Origin of the sequence: Streptococcus mitis, from assembly GCF_002005545.1 — a bacterium.
Taxonomy (GTDB): Bacteria; Bacillota; Bacilli; order Lactobacillales; family Streptococcaceae; genus Streptococcus; species Streptococcus mitis_I.
Genome location: NZ_LBMT01000001.1, coordinates 1,654,614 through 1,668,918, shown reverse-complemented (window position 1 = coordinate 1,668,918; position 14,305 = coordinate 1,654,614). Strand labels below are relative to the sequence as shown.

The following is a 14,305-nucleotide window of genomic DNA, read 5'->3' as shown; positions in this document are numbered from 1 at the left end:
AGTAAAATCCGAACAATATATTTTAATTTATAAAATTATTTGACAAAAACTGTACTTTGGTTTATAATAAATTAAGGAAACGTCGGAAAAGGCGTAGTGATGCGAGAGCATAGGTAGGTCATTACAAAAGAAACGAGACATCGATATGTTAAATGAATTTCCAATTTTTGATTACGAAGATATTCAATTGATCCCAAATAAATGTGTCATTAAAAGCCGTGCAGAAGCAGATACAAGTGTCACTCTAGGAAAGCACACCTTTAAACTACCTGTTGTGCCAGCTAATATGCAGACGATTTTGGATGAAAATGTAGCAGAGCAACTGGCTAAAGGAGGCTACTTCTACATTATGCACCGTTTTGATGAGGCAGAACGCATTCCTTTTATTAAACGCATGCATGAGCAAGGGCTCATTGCTTCTATCTCTGTCGGTGTTAAGGATTATGAGTATGATTTTGTCAGCCAGCTCAAGGCTGATGCTCCTGAGTACATCACGATTGATATTGCCCATGGTCATGCGGATAGCGTGATTTCTATGATTCAACACATCAAGAAAGAATTGCCAGATACTTTTGTCATTGCTGGAAATGTGGGAACACCAGAAGCTGTGCGTGAATTGGAAAATGCTGGTGCAGATGCTACTAAGGTCGGAATTGGTCCTGGTAAGGTTTGTATCACCAAGGTTAAGACTGGTTTTGGTACAGGTGGTTGGCAGTTGGCTGCTCTACGCTGGTGTGCCAAGGCTGCCCGAAAACCGATTATCGCTGATGGAGGAATTCGTACTCACGGTGATATTGCCAAGTCTATCCGCTTCGGTGCTAACATGGTCATGATTGGTTCCCTCTTTGCAGGACACATCGAAAGTCCAGGGAAAACGATTGAAGTCGATGGTGAACAATTCAAAGAATACTACGGTTCAGCTTCACAATATCAAAAAGGTGCTTACAAAAATGTGGAAGGCAAACGCATCTTGCTTCCAGCTAAAGGTCATCTGCAAGACACTTTAACTGAGATGGAACAAGACCTTCAAAGTGCCATTTCATACGCAGGTGGACGTCAGGTTGCTGACCTTAAACACGTTGATTATGTTATCGTGAAAAACTCCATCTGGAATGGGGATGCTTCCCACTAAGACGGGCTATCTCACTAGAAAAAAACTTGTTATTAGAGCAAATTTCTGTTATAATAAAACAAGTTTCCACCCTTAGTGTAATGGATATCACGTAAGATTCCGGTTCTTGAGATGGGGGTTCGATTCCCTCAGGGTGGATGTAAACATCCTAAAAAAGCCTTTAATAGGGCTTTTTCTTTACACAACCTTAAATTGGTCCTTGAAACTGAAAATCTCTTTTTAAAGAATTCCTAAATGCTCTCCAGTCCCGTTTTAAAGTGACTCAGGGGGCTTTTTTTGATATAATAAAAAGGACTGTTATCAGTTAGAAAGAGGTTGGTATGAAAGAATTACAAACTGTACTAAAGAACCATTTTGCAATCGAATTTGCAGACAAAAATTTACTGGAAACTGCCTTTACTCATACGAGTTATGCCAATGAGCACCGCCTCTTAAAAATTTCACACAATGAGCGCTTGGAATTTTTAGGAGACGCTGTTCTACAGTTATTGATTTCAGAATATCTGTATAAAAAATATCCTAAAAAGCCTGAGGGTGACTTGTCTAAACTCCGTGCCATGATTGTCCGCGAGGAAAGTTTGGCTGGTTTTGCGCGTGATTGCCAGTTTGATCAATTTATCAAGTTGGGTAAAGGGGAAGAAAAATCTGGTGGTCGCAATCGTGATACCATTCTTGGTGATGCCTTTGAAGCCTTTCTTGGTGCTCTTCTTTTGGACAAGGATGTGGCCAAGGTCAAGGAATTTATCTATCAAGTCATGATTCCTAAGGTTGAAGCAGGCGAATTTGAGATGATTACAGACTACAAAACCCATCTCCAAGAGTTACTTCAGGTCAATGGGGATGTGGCTATTCGTTATCAGGTAATTTCTGAAACAGGTCCTGCCCACGATAAGGTTTTTGAAGTAGAAGTTCTTGTTGAGGGTACGAGTATCGGTCAAGGTCAAGGTCGTTCTAAGAAATTAGCAGAGCAGGAAGCTGCTAAAAATGCCGTTGAGAAAGGGCTGGATTCATGTATTTAAAGGAAATCGAAATTCAGGGATTCAAGTCTTTTGCTGACAAGACTAAGGTCGTCTTTGACCAAGGTGTGACGGCAGTCGTTGGACCCAATGGCTCTGGGAAGTCTAATATTACAGAAAGTCTGCGTTGGGCCTTGGGGGAGTCAAGTGTTAAGAGTCTCCGTGGTGGCAAGATGCCGGATGTCATCTTTGCTGGGACCGAAAGTCGCAAACCGCTCAATTATGCTTCTGTAGTTGTGACTCTGGATAATCATGACGGATTTATCAAGGATGCAGGGCAAGAAATTAGGGTAGAACGCCATATCTATCGTAGTGGAGATAGCGAATATAAGATTGACGGCAAGAAAGTCCGTCTGCGTGATATTCATGACCTTTTCTTGGATACTGGATTGGGACGAGATTCCTTCTCCATTATTTCCCAAGGGAAGGTTGAGGAAATTTTTAACTCCAAGCCTGAAGAACGCCGAGCCATTTTTGAAGAAGCTGCAGGAGTTTTGAAATACAAGACTCGTAGAAAAGAGACAGAGAGTAAACTACAACAAACTCAGGATAATTTAGACCGCCTTGAAGACATTATCTACGAATTGGATAATCAAATCAAACCTCTTGAGAAGCAAGCTGAGAATGCCCGTAAATTTCTAGACTTGGAAGGCCAACGTAAAGCTATTTACTTGGATGTTCTGGTTGCTCAAATCAAGGAAAATAAGGCTGAACTAGAGTCGACAGAAGAAGAGTTGGCTCAGGTTCAGGAACTCTTGACGAGCTACTACCAAAAGCGGGAAAAATTAGAAGAAGAAAATCAAACTCTTAAAAAGCAACGCCAAGATTTACAGGCTGAAATGGCCAAAGACCAGGGCAGTTTGATGGATTTGACCAGTCTAATTAGTGACTTAGAGAGAAAATTAGCCCTATCTAAACTAGAGTCCGAGCAAGTAGCCCTGAATCAACAGGAAGCACAAGCCCGTTTGGCTGCTTTGGAGGATAAGAGAAATTCACTCAGCAAAGAAAAATCTGATAAAGAAAGCTCTTTAACTCTGTTAGAGGAAAATCTAGTCCAAAATAATCAAAAACTTAATCGTTTAGAAGCTGAATTACTGGCTTTTTCAGATGATCCTGATCAGATGATTGAGCTCTTACGTGAACGCTTTGTAGCCCTTTTACAAGAAGAAGCGGATGTCTCAAACCAGTTGACCCGTATCGAAAACGAGTTGGAAAATAGTCGTCAGCTTTCTCAAAAACAAGCAGATCAATTAGAAAAGCTGAAAGAACAGTTAGCTACAGCTAAAGAGAAGGCTGGTCATCAAAAAGACGAGCTTGAAACTGCCAAGGAGCAGGTTCAGAAATTATTGGCTGACTACCAAGCTATTGCCAAGGAGCAAGAGGATCAGAAAACTTCCTATCAAGCTCAACAAAGTCAACTCTTTGACCGTCTGGATAGTCTCAAAAACAAGCAGGCTAGAGCCCAAAGTTTGGAAAATATCCTGAGAAATCATAGTAACTTTTATGCAGGTGTTAAGAGTGTTCTCCAAGAAAAAGATCGACTTGGTGGGATTATTGGGGCAGTCAGTGAGCATCTGACCTTTGATGTGCATTATCAAACTGCCCTAGAGATTGCGCTTGGAGCAAGCAGTCAGCACATCATTGTAGAAGATGAGAACGCGGCGACTAAGGCCATTGATTTCCTTAAACGAAACAGAGCTGGTCGTGCAACCTTCCTTCCTTTAACGACTATCAAGGCACGTACGATTTCTAGTCAGAACCAAGATACTATTGCTACAAGCCCAGGATTTCTGGGTATGGCTGATGAGCTGGTGACATTTGACAATAGATTGGAAGCTATTTTCAAGAACTTGCTAGCTACGACAGCTATTTTTGATACTGTAGAGCATGCGCGTGCAGCAGCTCGTCAGGTTCGTTATCAGGTTCGCATGGTGACATTGGATGGGACAGAGCTTCGTACAGGTGGTTCCTATGCAGGTGGAGCCAATCGCCAGAATAACAGTATTTTTATCAAGCCAGAGCTGGAGCAATTGCAAAAAGAAATTGCTGAAGAAGAAGCAAGCTTGCGTTCAGAAGAGGCGACTTTGAAGACCTTGCAAGATGAGATGGCTAGATTGACAGAAAGATTAGAAATTATCAAATCTCAAGGAGAGAAGGCACGTATTCAGGAGCAAGGCTTGTCTATTGCTTATCAGCAAACTAGTCAGCAAGTCGAAGAATTAGAAACTCTTTGGAAACTTCAAGAAGAGGAATTAGATCGTCTTACTGAGGGAGATTGGCAAGCAGATAAGGAAAAATGCCAAGAGCGCCTTGCTGCAATCGCCAGTGACAAGAAAAATCTGGAAGCTGAGATTGAAGAGATTAAGTCCAACAAAAATGCCATCCAAGAACGCTATCAAAACTTGCAGGAAGAGCTAGCGCAAGCTCGCTTGCTTAAGACAGAACTACAAGGGCAAAAACGTTATGAAGTAGCTGATATTGAGCGTTTAGGCAAGGAATTAGACAATTTAGATATCGAACAAGAAGAAATCCAGCGCCTTCTTCAAGAAAAGGTTGACAATCTTGAGAAAGTTGATACAGAATTGCTCAGTCAACAGGCCGAAGAAGCTAAAATTCAGAAAACAAATCTCCAACAAGGTTTGATTCGCAAGCAGTTTGAATTGGATGATATAGAAGGTCAACTTGATGATATTACCAGTCATTTGGATCAGGCTCGCCAGCAGAATGAGGAGTGGATTCGCAAGCAAACGCGTGCTGAAGCCAAGAAAGAAAAGGTCAGCGAGCGCTTACGCCATTTACAAAGCCAATTAACAGACCAGTATCAGATTAGCTATACTGAGGCTCTAGAAAAGGCACATGAACTTGAAAATCTCAATCTGGCAGAGCAAGAGGTGCAGGAATTAGAGAAGGCTATTCGCTCACTGGGTCCTGTCAATTTGGATGCTATTGACCAGTACGAAGAAGTTCACAGCCGTCTGGATTTCCTCAATAGCCAGCGAGATGACATTTTGTCAGCGAAAAACCTGCTCCTTGAGACCATTACAGAGATGAATGATGAGGTCAAGGAACGCTTTAAATCAACTTTTGAAGCTATTCGTGAGTCCTTTAAAGTGACCTTCAAACAGATGTTTGGCGGAGGTCAGGCAGACTTGATATTGACTGAGGGTGACCTTTTAACAGCTGGTGTGGAGATTTCTGTTCAACCTCCAGGTAAGAAAATCCAGTCGCTTAACCTCATGAGTGGTGGTGAAAAAGCTCTGTCGGCTCTAGCTTTGCTTTTCTCTATCATTCGAGTGAAGACTATCCCATTTGTCATCTTGGATGAGGTGGAAGCTGCGCTGGATGAAGCAAATGTTAAGCGTTTTGGGGATTACCTCAACCGCTTTGACAAGGACAGCCAGTTTATCGTCGTAACCCACCGTAAGGGAACCATGGCAGCGGCTGATTCTATCTATGGAGTGACCATGCAAGAGTCAGGTGTCTCAAAAATTGTTTCGGTTAAGTTAAAAGATTTAGAAAGTATTGAAGGATGACAATTAAACTAGTAGCAACAGATATGGACGGAACCTTCCTAGATGGGAATGGATGCTTTGATATGGACCGCCTCAAGTCTCTCTTGGTTTCCTACAAGGAAAAAGGGATTTACTTTGCAGTGGCTTCGGGGCGCGGATTCCTATCTCTAGAAAAATTATTTGCTGATGTTCGTGATGACATTATTTTTATCGCGGAAAATGGCAGTTTGGTAGAGTATCGAGGTCAAGACTTGTATGAAGCGACCATGTCTCGTGAGTTTTATCTGGCAACTTTTGAAAAGCTGAAAACGTCACCTTATGTAGATATCAATAAACTGCTCTTGACGGGCAAAAAGGGAGCTTATGTTCTAGATACGGTTGATGAGACCTATTTGAAAGTGAGCCAGCACTATAATGAAAATATCCAAAAAGTAGCAAGTTTGGAAGATATCACAGATGACATTTTCAAATTTACGACCAACTTCACAGAAGAAACGCTGGAAGCTGGGGAAGCTTGGGTTAATGAACATGTTCCTGGTGTTAAGGCCATGACAACTGGCTTTGAATCCATTGATATTGTTCTGGACTATGTCGATAAGGGTGTGGCTATTGTTGAATTAGCTAAAAAACTTGGTATCACAATGGATCAGGTTATGGCTTTTGGAGACAATCTAAATGACTTGCATATGATGCAGGTTGTGGGACATCCTGTAGCTCCTGAAAATGCACGACCAGAAATTTTAGAATTAGCAGAGACTGTGATTGGTCACCATAAAGACCAGTCGGTTATAGCTTATATGGAGGGCTTATAATGGCAGATATAAAATTGATTGCATTGGACTTGGACGGGACCTTGCTGACTACTGATAAAAGGCTGACGGATCGTACCAAGGCAACCTTGAAAGCTGCGCGTGATCGTGGTATCAAGGTCGTATTGACAACTGGTCGTCCCCTAAAAGCTATGGATTTCTTTCTCCATGAGCTAGGGACTGACGGTCAGGAAGATGAGTATACGATTACTTTTAATGGTGGTTTGGTTCAGAAAAATACAGGTGAAATCCTTGATAAAACAGTCTTTTCATATGATGATGTAGCACGCTTGTATGAAGAAACAGAGAAATTATCACTGCCTCTTGATGCCATCTCAGAAGGAACTGTTTATCAAATCCAATCGTACCAAGAAAGTCTTTATGCCAAATTTAATCCAGCTTTGACCTTTGTTCCAGTTGACTTTGAAGACTTGTCTAGCCAAATGACTTACAATAAATGCGTGACTGCCTTTGCTCAAGAACTCTTAGATGCAGCCATTCAGAAGATTTCTCCAGAATTGTTTGACCAATATGAAATCTTTAAATCACGTGAAATGTTGCTAGAGTGGTCACCAAAGAATGTTCATAAAGCAACAGGTTTGGCAAAACTAATCAGCCATCTTGGAATCGACCAAAGCCAAGTCATGGCCTGTGGTGATGAAGCCAATGACCTTTCTATGATTGAATGGGCAGGGCTCGGTGTTGCCATGCAAAACGCTGTTCCTGAAGTCAAGGCAGTCGCAAATGTAGTGACGCCAATGACCAATGATGAAGAGGCTGTCGCCTGGGCTATCGAAGAATATGTGCTAAAGGAGAACTAAGATATGGGATTGTTTGACCGTCTATTCGGAAAAAAAGAAGAACCTAAAATCGAAGAAGTTGTAAAAGAAGCTCTGGAAAATCTTGATTTGTCTGAAGATATTGAGCCTGCTGTTACAGAGGCCGAGGAAGTTCCTCAGGAAGAAGCAGAAGTTGAAAGTTTTGAAGAGCCTATGCTTGAGGAAGAGGAAATCCAAGACACAGTTGAAGAAAATCATGATTCAGAGCCAGATGTAGAGGTTCATCAAGAAAAAGTCGAAGAATTGCCAAACTCAGAAGAAGTCACAGAGGAAGAGAATTTTGAGTATGAAGGAACTGTCGAAGAAAATAGTTGTGAAGTTCTTGAAGCAGAAAGGCCTCAAGTAGAAGAAACTGTTCAGGAAAAATATGACCGCAGTCTTAAGAAAACTCGTACAGGCTTCGGAGCTCGCTTGAACGCTTTCTTTGCCAATTTTCGCTCTGTTGATGAAGAATTTTTCGAGGAACTGGAAGAACTGCTGATTATGAGTGACGTTGGTGTTCAAGTCGCTTCTAACTTAACAGAGGAGCTACGTTACGAAGCCAAGCTTGAAAACGCAAAGAAACCTGACGCACTTCGTCGTGTCATCATTGAGAAATTGGTTGAGCTTTATGAAAAGGATGGTAGCTACGATGAAAGTATCCACTTCCAAGATGGCTTGACAGTCATGCTCTTTGTTGGTGTTAATGGTGTTGGGAAAACAACTTCTATCGGGAAGCTAGCTCACCGCTACAAACAAGCAGGTAAGAAGGTCATGTTGGTTGCGGCAGATACCTTCCGCGCAGGGGCAGTAGCCCAGCTAGCTGAATGGGGTCGTCGTGTGGACGTTCCAGTTGTGACTGGACCTGAAAAAGCTGATCCAGCCAGCGTGGTCTTTGATGGCATGGAACGTGCCGTGTCTGAAGGTATCGATATTCTTATGATTGATACTGCTGGTCGTCTGCAAAACAAGGACAACCTCATGGCTGAGTTGGAAAAGATTGGTCGTATCATCAAACGTGTCGTGCCAGAAGCGCCTCATGAAACCTTCTTAGCACTTGATGCATCAACAGGTCAAAATGCCTTGGTACAGGCTAAAGAATTTTCAAAAATCACCCCTTTGACAGGAATCGTCTTGACTAAGATTGATGGAACTGCTCGAGGTGGTATGGTTCTAGCCATTCGTGAAGAACTCAATATTCCTGTAAAATTGATTGGTTTTGGTGAAAAAATCGATGATATTGGAGAGTTTAACTCAGAAAACTTTATGAAGGGTCTCTTGGAAGGCTTAATCTAATCAGAAGCAAAAATCCTGCAAGGTACAAACTTGCAGGATTTTTTTATTCTAAACGACCATCTTGACGATAGGCGATATCTGGTTGCCAAGTCCATTTGGCATCGAATTTTTCAAGTAAGTCAAAGCTGGCTTGAGGTCCCATGCTTCCAGCTTTATAATCATGAAGTGGGGCACCATTTTCAGCCCAGAGCTCTTCGATACGGTCAATCAATTTCCATGACGCACCAACTTCATCCCAGTGGCTAAAGTTAGTTGAGTTATTATTTAGGACATCATAAATCAATTTCTCGTATGGTTCTGGAGAAGCACCAGTTGCGGTCGCGTCTGTACGGTAATCAAGTGAGTTCGGAGCTAAGCTGAATTCTTCTCCTACTTGCTTCCCATTTAGGCTAAGAGAGAAGCCTTCTGTTGGTTGGATATAGATGGTCAAAATGTTTGGAGCAAGTGGTTCTCCAAAGATAGAATCCATTTGTTTAAAGACGATGTTGACATGAGTTCCTTTTTCAGTCAGACGTTTACCAGTACGGAAGAAGAAAGGAACACCACGGAAGCGATCGCTATCTACAAAGAAAGCACCAGATGCAAAGGTTTCAGTTGTTGATTCTGGATTTACATTTGGCTCGCTACGGTAAGAGATGTATTTCATGCCATCAATCTTACCTGAACGGTATTGACCACGGATAAAGTGTTCTTTAAGCTCTTCATCTGTTGGATGATAGAGGTTTTTAAAGACCTTAATCTTTTCAGCACGAATCTCGTCTTTTGTGAAGCTTGCTGGCTTGTCCATGGCAAGGAGAGAAAGAAGTTGTAGTGTATGGTTTTGTACCATGTCACGGAGGGCACCAGATTGGTCATAGTAGCCACCACGTTCTTCTACACCCAAGCGCTCCGCAAAGGTAATTTGAACATTGTCGATAAAGTCTTTGTTCCAAACGTTTTCAAAAATCAAGTTTGCAAAGCGAACTGCAAAGATACTTTGGATCATTTCCTTACCAAGATAATGGTCAATACGGAAAATTTGTTCTTCGTCAAATGTTGCTAGGAGCTCGTCATTTAACTTGCTTGCAGTTGCGTAATCTGTACCAAATGGTTTTTCAACGATTAAGCGCTCAAAACCTTTACCGTCCACAATGCTTTCAGACTTGAGGTGTTTGGCGATAGTTCCAAAGAACTGAGGTGCCATAGATAAGAAGAAGAGCTTGTTGTGTTCAGCTTGGTACTTGTCATTTAGTTCAGCCTGCAATTGACGCAAAGCAATGTAGTGTTCTGTATCATTGACATCATGACTTTGATAGTAGAAGTGACTAGCAAACTCTTGAGCTTGTTCAGTACTATCTGCCAAATCAAGGATTGATTCGACTACAACAGATTCAAAATATTCCTTGCTCCAAGGACGACGAGCAGTTCCAATAACGGCAAAGTGCTTGGAAAGATTGCCGGATTTATATAGTCTAAAAAGGGAAGGGTAGAGCTTGCGTTTAGCCAGGTCTCCACTCGCACCAAAAATTGTAACAATAACCTTAGATGACATCTAGCTACCTAATTTCTATTTTTATTCCTAGTCTTGCTAGGTATGAGGAAACCTCATTTCATAAACTTAATTCTAACATAATTTTCCTAAAAATCAAAAAATCCAATACGAGATAGAAAAAAACTGCAAGGAAATCCTTACAGTTTGAGTTTAGACGTTTAAGACCTTGTCCAAGAACTCTTTCAGACGTGGGTGCTGTGGGTTATCAAAGATTTGATCAGGTGTTCCGTCTTCAAGGAATTCACCATCTGCAGTAAAGATAACGCGGTTGGCAACCTGACGAGCAAATCCCATCTCATGGGTTACGATAATCATGGTCATACCTTGCTCAGCCAATTCCTTCATAACGTTTAGTACGTCTCCGACCATCTCAGGGTCAAGGGCTGAAGTTGGTTCATCAAAGAGCATGATGTCTGGATTCATTGCTAGTCCACGAGCGATAGCCACACGTTGTTTTTGACCACCTGATAGGCTATCTGGGTTAGCATTAGCTTTATCTGCTAGTCCAACCTTCTCAAGCAACTCCATTCCCAATTCCTCAGCTTCTTCCTTAGTCATCAACTTGTGCTCAATTGGAGCAAAAGTAATGTTGTCCAATACAGACATATGTGGGAAAAGATTGAAGTGTTGGAACACCATTCCGATATTTTCACGGACGTGGTCAACATTGGTTGTTTTTTCAGTTAAGTCATAGCCGTTCACAGTGATATGGCCGCTAGTGACTTCTTCAAGAAGATTAAGGCTACGAAGGAAGGTTGACTTACCAGAACCTGAAGGACCGATGATACAAACAACATCTCCTTCATAGAACTTAGTCGTAATTCCTTTTAGGACTTCATTTTTTCCGTAGTTTTTGTGTAAATCATTTACATCAATTTTTAATTTTGCCATTAACGAATCCTCTTTTCTAAGCGTTTCGCTAGTCTAGTCAAAAGTGTGATAATTACAAGATAGAAGATAGCAAGGATTGCATACATCTTGAAACTTTGGTAGTTACGGGCGATGATAATCTTACCAGTTTGGAAGAGTTCAACCAAACCGATAGCAGATACGATGGTTGTATCTTTAAGAGCGATAACGAATTGGTTAACAAAGTTTGGCAACATCAATTTAGTTGCTTGTGGCAAGATAATCTTACGCATGGTTTTTCCATAAGAGATACCCAAGCTTCGGCTGGCTTCCATTTGGCCAACTGGAACGGCCTGAATACCACCACGAACGATTTCAGCGATATAAGCAGCCGCATTGAGTGAGAGGGCAATGGTACCGGCTACGAAGTCGTTAATTGGACTTTGTTGGCCTGTAATAGACTCGATGAAGTTTGGAATTCCCCAGAAGATGAAGGCTGCAAGAATCATCAAAGGAATACCACGGATAACGTCAACGAAAATCTCAGAAATCACACGAAGAGATTTGTAGGGGCTGACACTAAACATACCGAAGATAATCCCGATAACAATAGCAATAGCAAATGAGATAAGAGCTAGAGCAAGAGTGATACCAAGCCCGCTAAGGAGTTGTTTGTAGTTGTTTTGAAGCAAGCCCCAGATAGTTGTTTCATCAACAGTGCTTGTTGAAGCAGTTGAAGACTCACTAGCTAGGTATTTATCAAGAATCTTTTGGAATTCACCGTTTGCTTTAAGGTTAGCAAGTCCGTTGTTGAACATTTCAATCAATTCTGGATTTGCTCCTTTTTTAACAGCAAAGGCTGTTTCACCGATTGGAGTTCCAGCGATTGGTGTTTTCAATTTTTGCCCTTGGCTGATAGAATATTTGAGAACAGGCTCATCATCCATAACGGCATCAATGGCCCCAGTGTTTAAACTATCATACATTGACGAACCATCAGCAAAGGTTTTGATTTTGTAGCCGTATTTGCTTTGATTTTCAGTTAGGAAGGTTTGAGAAGCAGTTCCGTTTTTAACACCGACTGTCTTCCCTTTCAAATCTTCATAAGAAGCAATGGTGCTTGATTCTTTGACACCTAGGATAGTATTTGCAGTGTAGTATGATTCTGAGAAGTCAAAAGTTGCCTTACGAGCATCTGTGACAGACATACCAGCAATGATACCATCTGCTTGACCAGCTTGGACAGCACTGATCGCAGCATCGAAACCAGGGTTGATGATTTCAATTTCAAAACCTTGGTCTTTAGCGATGGCCTTAATCAATTCCATATCAATACCAGTAAATTGGTTGCTTGAATTTTGGAAAACAAAAGGTGCAAAAGAAGAATCGCTGGCAATGATGTATTTAGCTTTAACAGGAATAGCTTTTAAGCCTGCAAGAGTAGTTGTAGTTGGCACTGCTGAAGATGATGAAGCAGTCCATTTCTTGATGATTTTATCAAGACTACCATCTTTTTTCATTTCAGCCAAGGCTTGGTTAAATTCAGTAACTAGGTGCTCGTATTTGCTACCTTTTTTAACACCGAAAGCAAAGCTACCTACAGCTTCCCCATCCATTTCAATATGGAGGTCTTGACCTTGGTTGATGGCATACTCGATAACAGGTTTGTCATCCATCATGGCATCGATGGCACCAGCACTCAAGCTGTTGTTCATCAAATCACTAGTGTCAAATGTTTTAATAGTGAAGCCGTATTTATCTTTGATTGTTTCAAGGAAACGTTGAGCGGCTGTTCCGTTTTTAACACCAACGGTTTTGCCGGTTAATTGGTCATATTTACTAATCTTGTGTGCCTTTGTAGTAGCAATGACAACTTTTGTATCATAGTAAGTATCAGACATGGTGAAGACTTTTTCACGTTCTTTCGTCTTTGTCATCCCCGCCATGATAGCGTCGGCTTGCCCAGCTTGAACTGCATTTACTGCTGCATCAAATCCAGGATAGGACATCTGAATGTTCCATCCTTTAATCTCAGCGACTTTGTTGATAATGTCAACATCAATTCCTTTATAAGTTTGATCTGAATCTTTAAACTCAAAAGGTGCATAGGCGGTATCAGAAACAATCTTAATTGTCTCTGCTTTCGCAATACCTAATGAGAAAATTGGGAATAAAATTAGCAAAAATGCTAGAAATTTTTTCTTCATTTTTAGTCTCCTTTTCCGAATATTTTCCCATTATATCAGAAAAAGTAAAAAAAGGCAAATTTTTATATTTCTGTGTCAGAAAATATAACATTGTTTTTTTCCTTTTCTTTCTTGAATTGCTACTATAAAGTGCTATAATAATAGTATATATAGAAGAAAAGAGGACAGGGATATGAAGAACAAAAGAATATTTAAAGACTTCCAAGCTTCAAAAATGAGTTTAAACATTTACACAAGCCCCTTGTTAGCCTTTGCTTTTGTCTTCATAGGAGAGTTTGTGGCTTATACTCTGTATGGTATTAGTTTGTTAGCTCTCATCGGACTTGCTAGAAATTTTGGAGAGGCTGGTCAAAATCTTGCAACCTACTTGCAGACATTGCAACAGAGCTTGACGGATAAAACAAGTGACTTTCATTTAATTTTAGAATTGCTGGCCTTTGGGTTTATTCTCAACACTGTGTTCAGATGGACTAGAAAAGTTGAGAAAAGACCTATTCGAACCTTGGGATTTTATAGAGAAAATTTCCTCAGCAGTCTTCTGAAAGGATTTGGCTTAGGCCTGGCACTTTTTCTTCTGACCTTGTTAGGATTAGTAGCCTTGGGGCAATATCGTTTGGAGTCCATTCACTTGAATCCTTATTCGCTTGCCTTTGTTATTTTTACCATTCCGTTTTGGATTTTACAGGGGACAGCAGAAGAAGTGGTGTCCCGTGCTTGGCTCCTTCCTCAATTGGCCTCAAGAACCAATCTAAAACTTGCTGTTCTTATATCTAGCATGTTCTTTACCCTGCTTCATATGGGCAATTCTGGTCTAACACCACTATCTCTAGTGAATCTCTTCTTATTCGGAGTTGCCATGTCACTTTACCTCCTCAAAACAGATACAGTTTGGGGTGTAGCAGGTATTCATGGGGCTTGGAATTTTGCTCAGGGCAATCTCTTTGGGATTTTAGTTAGTGGTCAACCATCAGGAACGTCATTGATGACCTTTTTACCACAAGGCGATCAGAGCTGGCTATCAGGAGGATCTTTTGGGATTGAAGGTTCTATCATGACAAGTTTAGTCTTGCTACTGCTGATTGTCTATCTTGGCTATAAATTAAAGAAAGAAAATGAAAGGATGTGACTTCGGTCC

10 protein-coding genes and 1 tRNA gene are annotated in these 14,305 nt (G+C 41.1%); 8 read left to right on the top strand and 3 right to left on the bottom strand.

All coding sequences use genetic code 11. The features are described 5' to 3' along the window. Positions 1-145: 145 nt before the first annotated feature. The 7 genes from QS39_RS08420 to ftsY all read left to right on the top strand — a co-directional run bounded on the left by QS39_RS08420 (position 146) and on the right by ftsY (position 8,583). Complete coding sequence (locus QS39_RS08420; RefSeq protein WP_077805219.1) at positions 146-1,132, top strand: GMP reductase; 987 nt, start codon at positions 146-148, stop codon at positions 1,130-1,132. Positions 1,133-1,198: 66 nt separating this feature from the next. Then, positions 1,199-1,270 (top strand) — tRNA-Arg (locus tag QS39_RS08415). A 182-nt stretch (positions 1,271-1,452) separates the two neighbouring features. Then, complete coding sequence (gene rnc, locus QS39_RS08410; protein WP_049522435.1) at positions 1,453-2,151, top strand: ribonuclease III; 699 nt, start codon at positions 1,453-1,455, stop codon at positions 2,149-2,151. After that, positions 2,142-5,681 carry a chromosome segregation protein SMC gene (gene smc, locus QS39_RS08405; protein ID WP_077805218.1) on the top strand — a complete coding sequence of 1,180 codons (3,540 nt, stop codon included), beginning with the start codon at positions 2,142-2,144 and terminating at the stop codon, positions 5,679-5,681. The genes rnc and smc overlap by 10 nt, the downstream gene beginning before the upstream one ends. Continuing rightward, positions 5,678-6,472 carry a Cof-type HAD-IIB family hydrolase gene (locus QS39_RS08400; RefSeq protein ID WP_077805217.1) on the top strand — a complete coding sequence of 265 codons (795 nt, stop codon included), beginning with the start codon at positions 5,678-5,680 and terminating at the stop codon, positions 6,470-6,472. Before smc ends, QS39_RS08400 begins: the two co-directional genes overlap by 4 nt. Continuing rightward, positions 6,472-7,290 carry a Cof-type HAD-IIB family hydrolase gene (locus tag QS39_RS08395; protein ID WP_077805216.1) on the top strand — a complete coding sequence of 273 codons (819 nt, stop codon included), beginning with the start codon at positions 6,472-6,474 and terminating at the stop codon, positions 7,288-7,290. The genes QS39_RS08400 and QS39_RS08395 overlap by 1 nt, the downstream gene beginning before the upstream one ends. Positions 7,291-7,293: 3 nt before the next feature. Beyond that, positions 7,294-8,583, top strand: a complete 1,290-nt coding sequence (gene ftsY / locus QS39_RS08390) for a signal recognition particle-docking protein FtsY (protein WP_077805215.1) — start codon at positions 7,294-7,296, stop codon at positions 8,581-8,583. A 43-nt stretch (positions 8,584-8,626) separates the two neighbouring features. On the opposite strand, the gene zwf is transcribed toward ftsY, so the two are convergent. The 3 genes from zwf to QS39_RS08375 form a co-directional block, all read right to left on the bottom strand. Then, positions 8,627-10,114 (bottom strand): glucose-6-phosphate dehydrogenase, encoded by a 1,488-nt coding sequence (gene zwf, locus QS39_RS08385; protein ID WP_077805214.1) that lies wholly within the window; start codon positions 10,112-10,114, stop codon positions 8,627-8,629. Positions 10,115-10,264: 150 nt separating this feature from the next. Continuing rightward, on the bottom strand, positions 10,265-11,005 hold the full coding sequence (locus QS39_RS08380) for an amino acid ABC transporter ATP-binding protein (protein ID WP_023944190.1): 741 nt from the start codon (positions 11,003-11,005) through the stop codon (positions 10,265-10,267). After that, positions 11,005-13,170, bottom strand: a complete 2,166-nt coding sequence (locus QS39_RS08375; protein ID WP_023944192.1) for an ABC transporter substrate-binding protein/permease — start codon at positions 13,168-13,170, stop codon at positions 11,005-11,007. Before QS39_RS08375 ends, QS39_RS08380 begins: the two co-directional genes overlap by 1 nt. A 172-nt stretch (positions 13,171-13,342) precedes the next feature. Between QS39_RS08375 and QS39_RS08370 the strand changes: the two genes are divergently transcribed. Continuing rightward, a complete protein-coding gene (locus QS39_RS08370; RefSeq protein ID WP_077805213.1) occupies positions 13,343-14,296 on the top strand; it encodes a CPBP family intramembrane glutamic endopeptidase in 954 nt (317 codons plus the stop codon). Positions 14,297-14,305 lie beyond the last annotated feature (9 nt).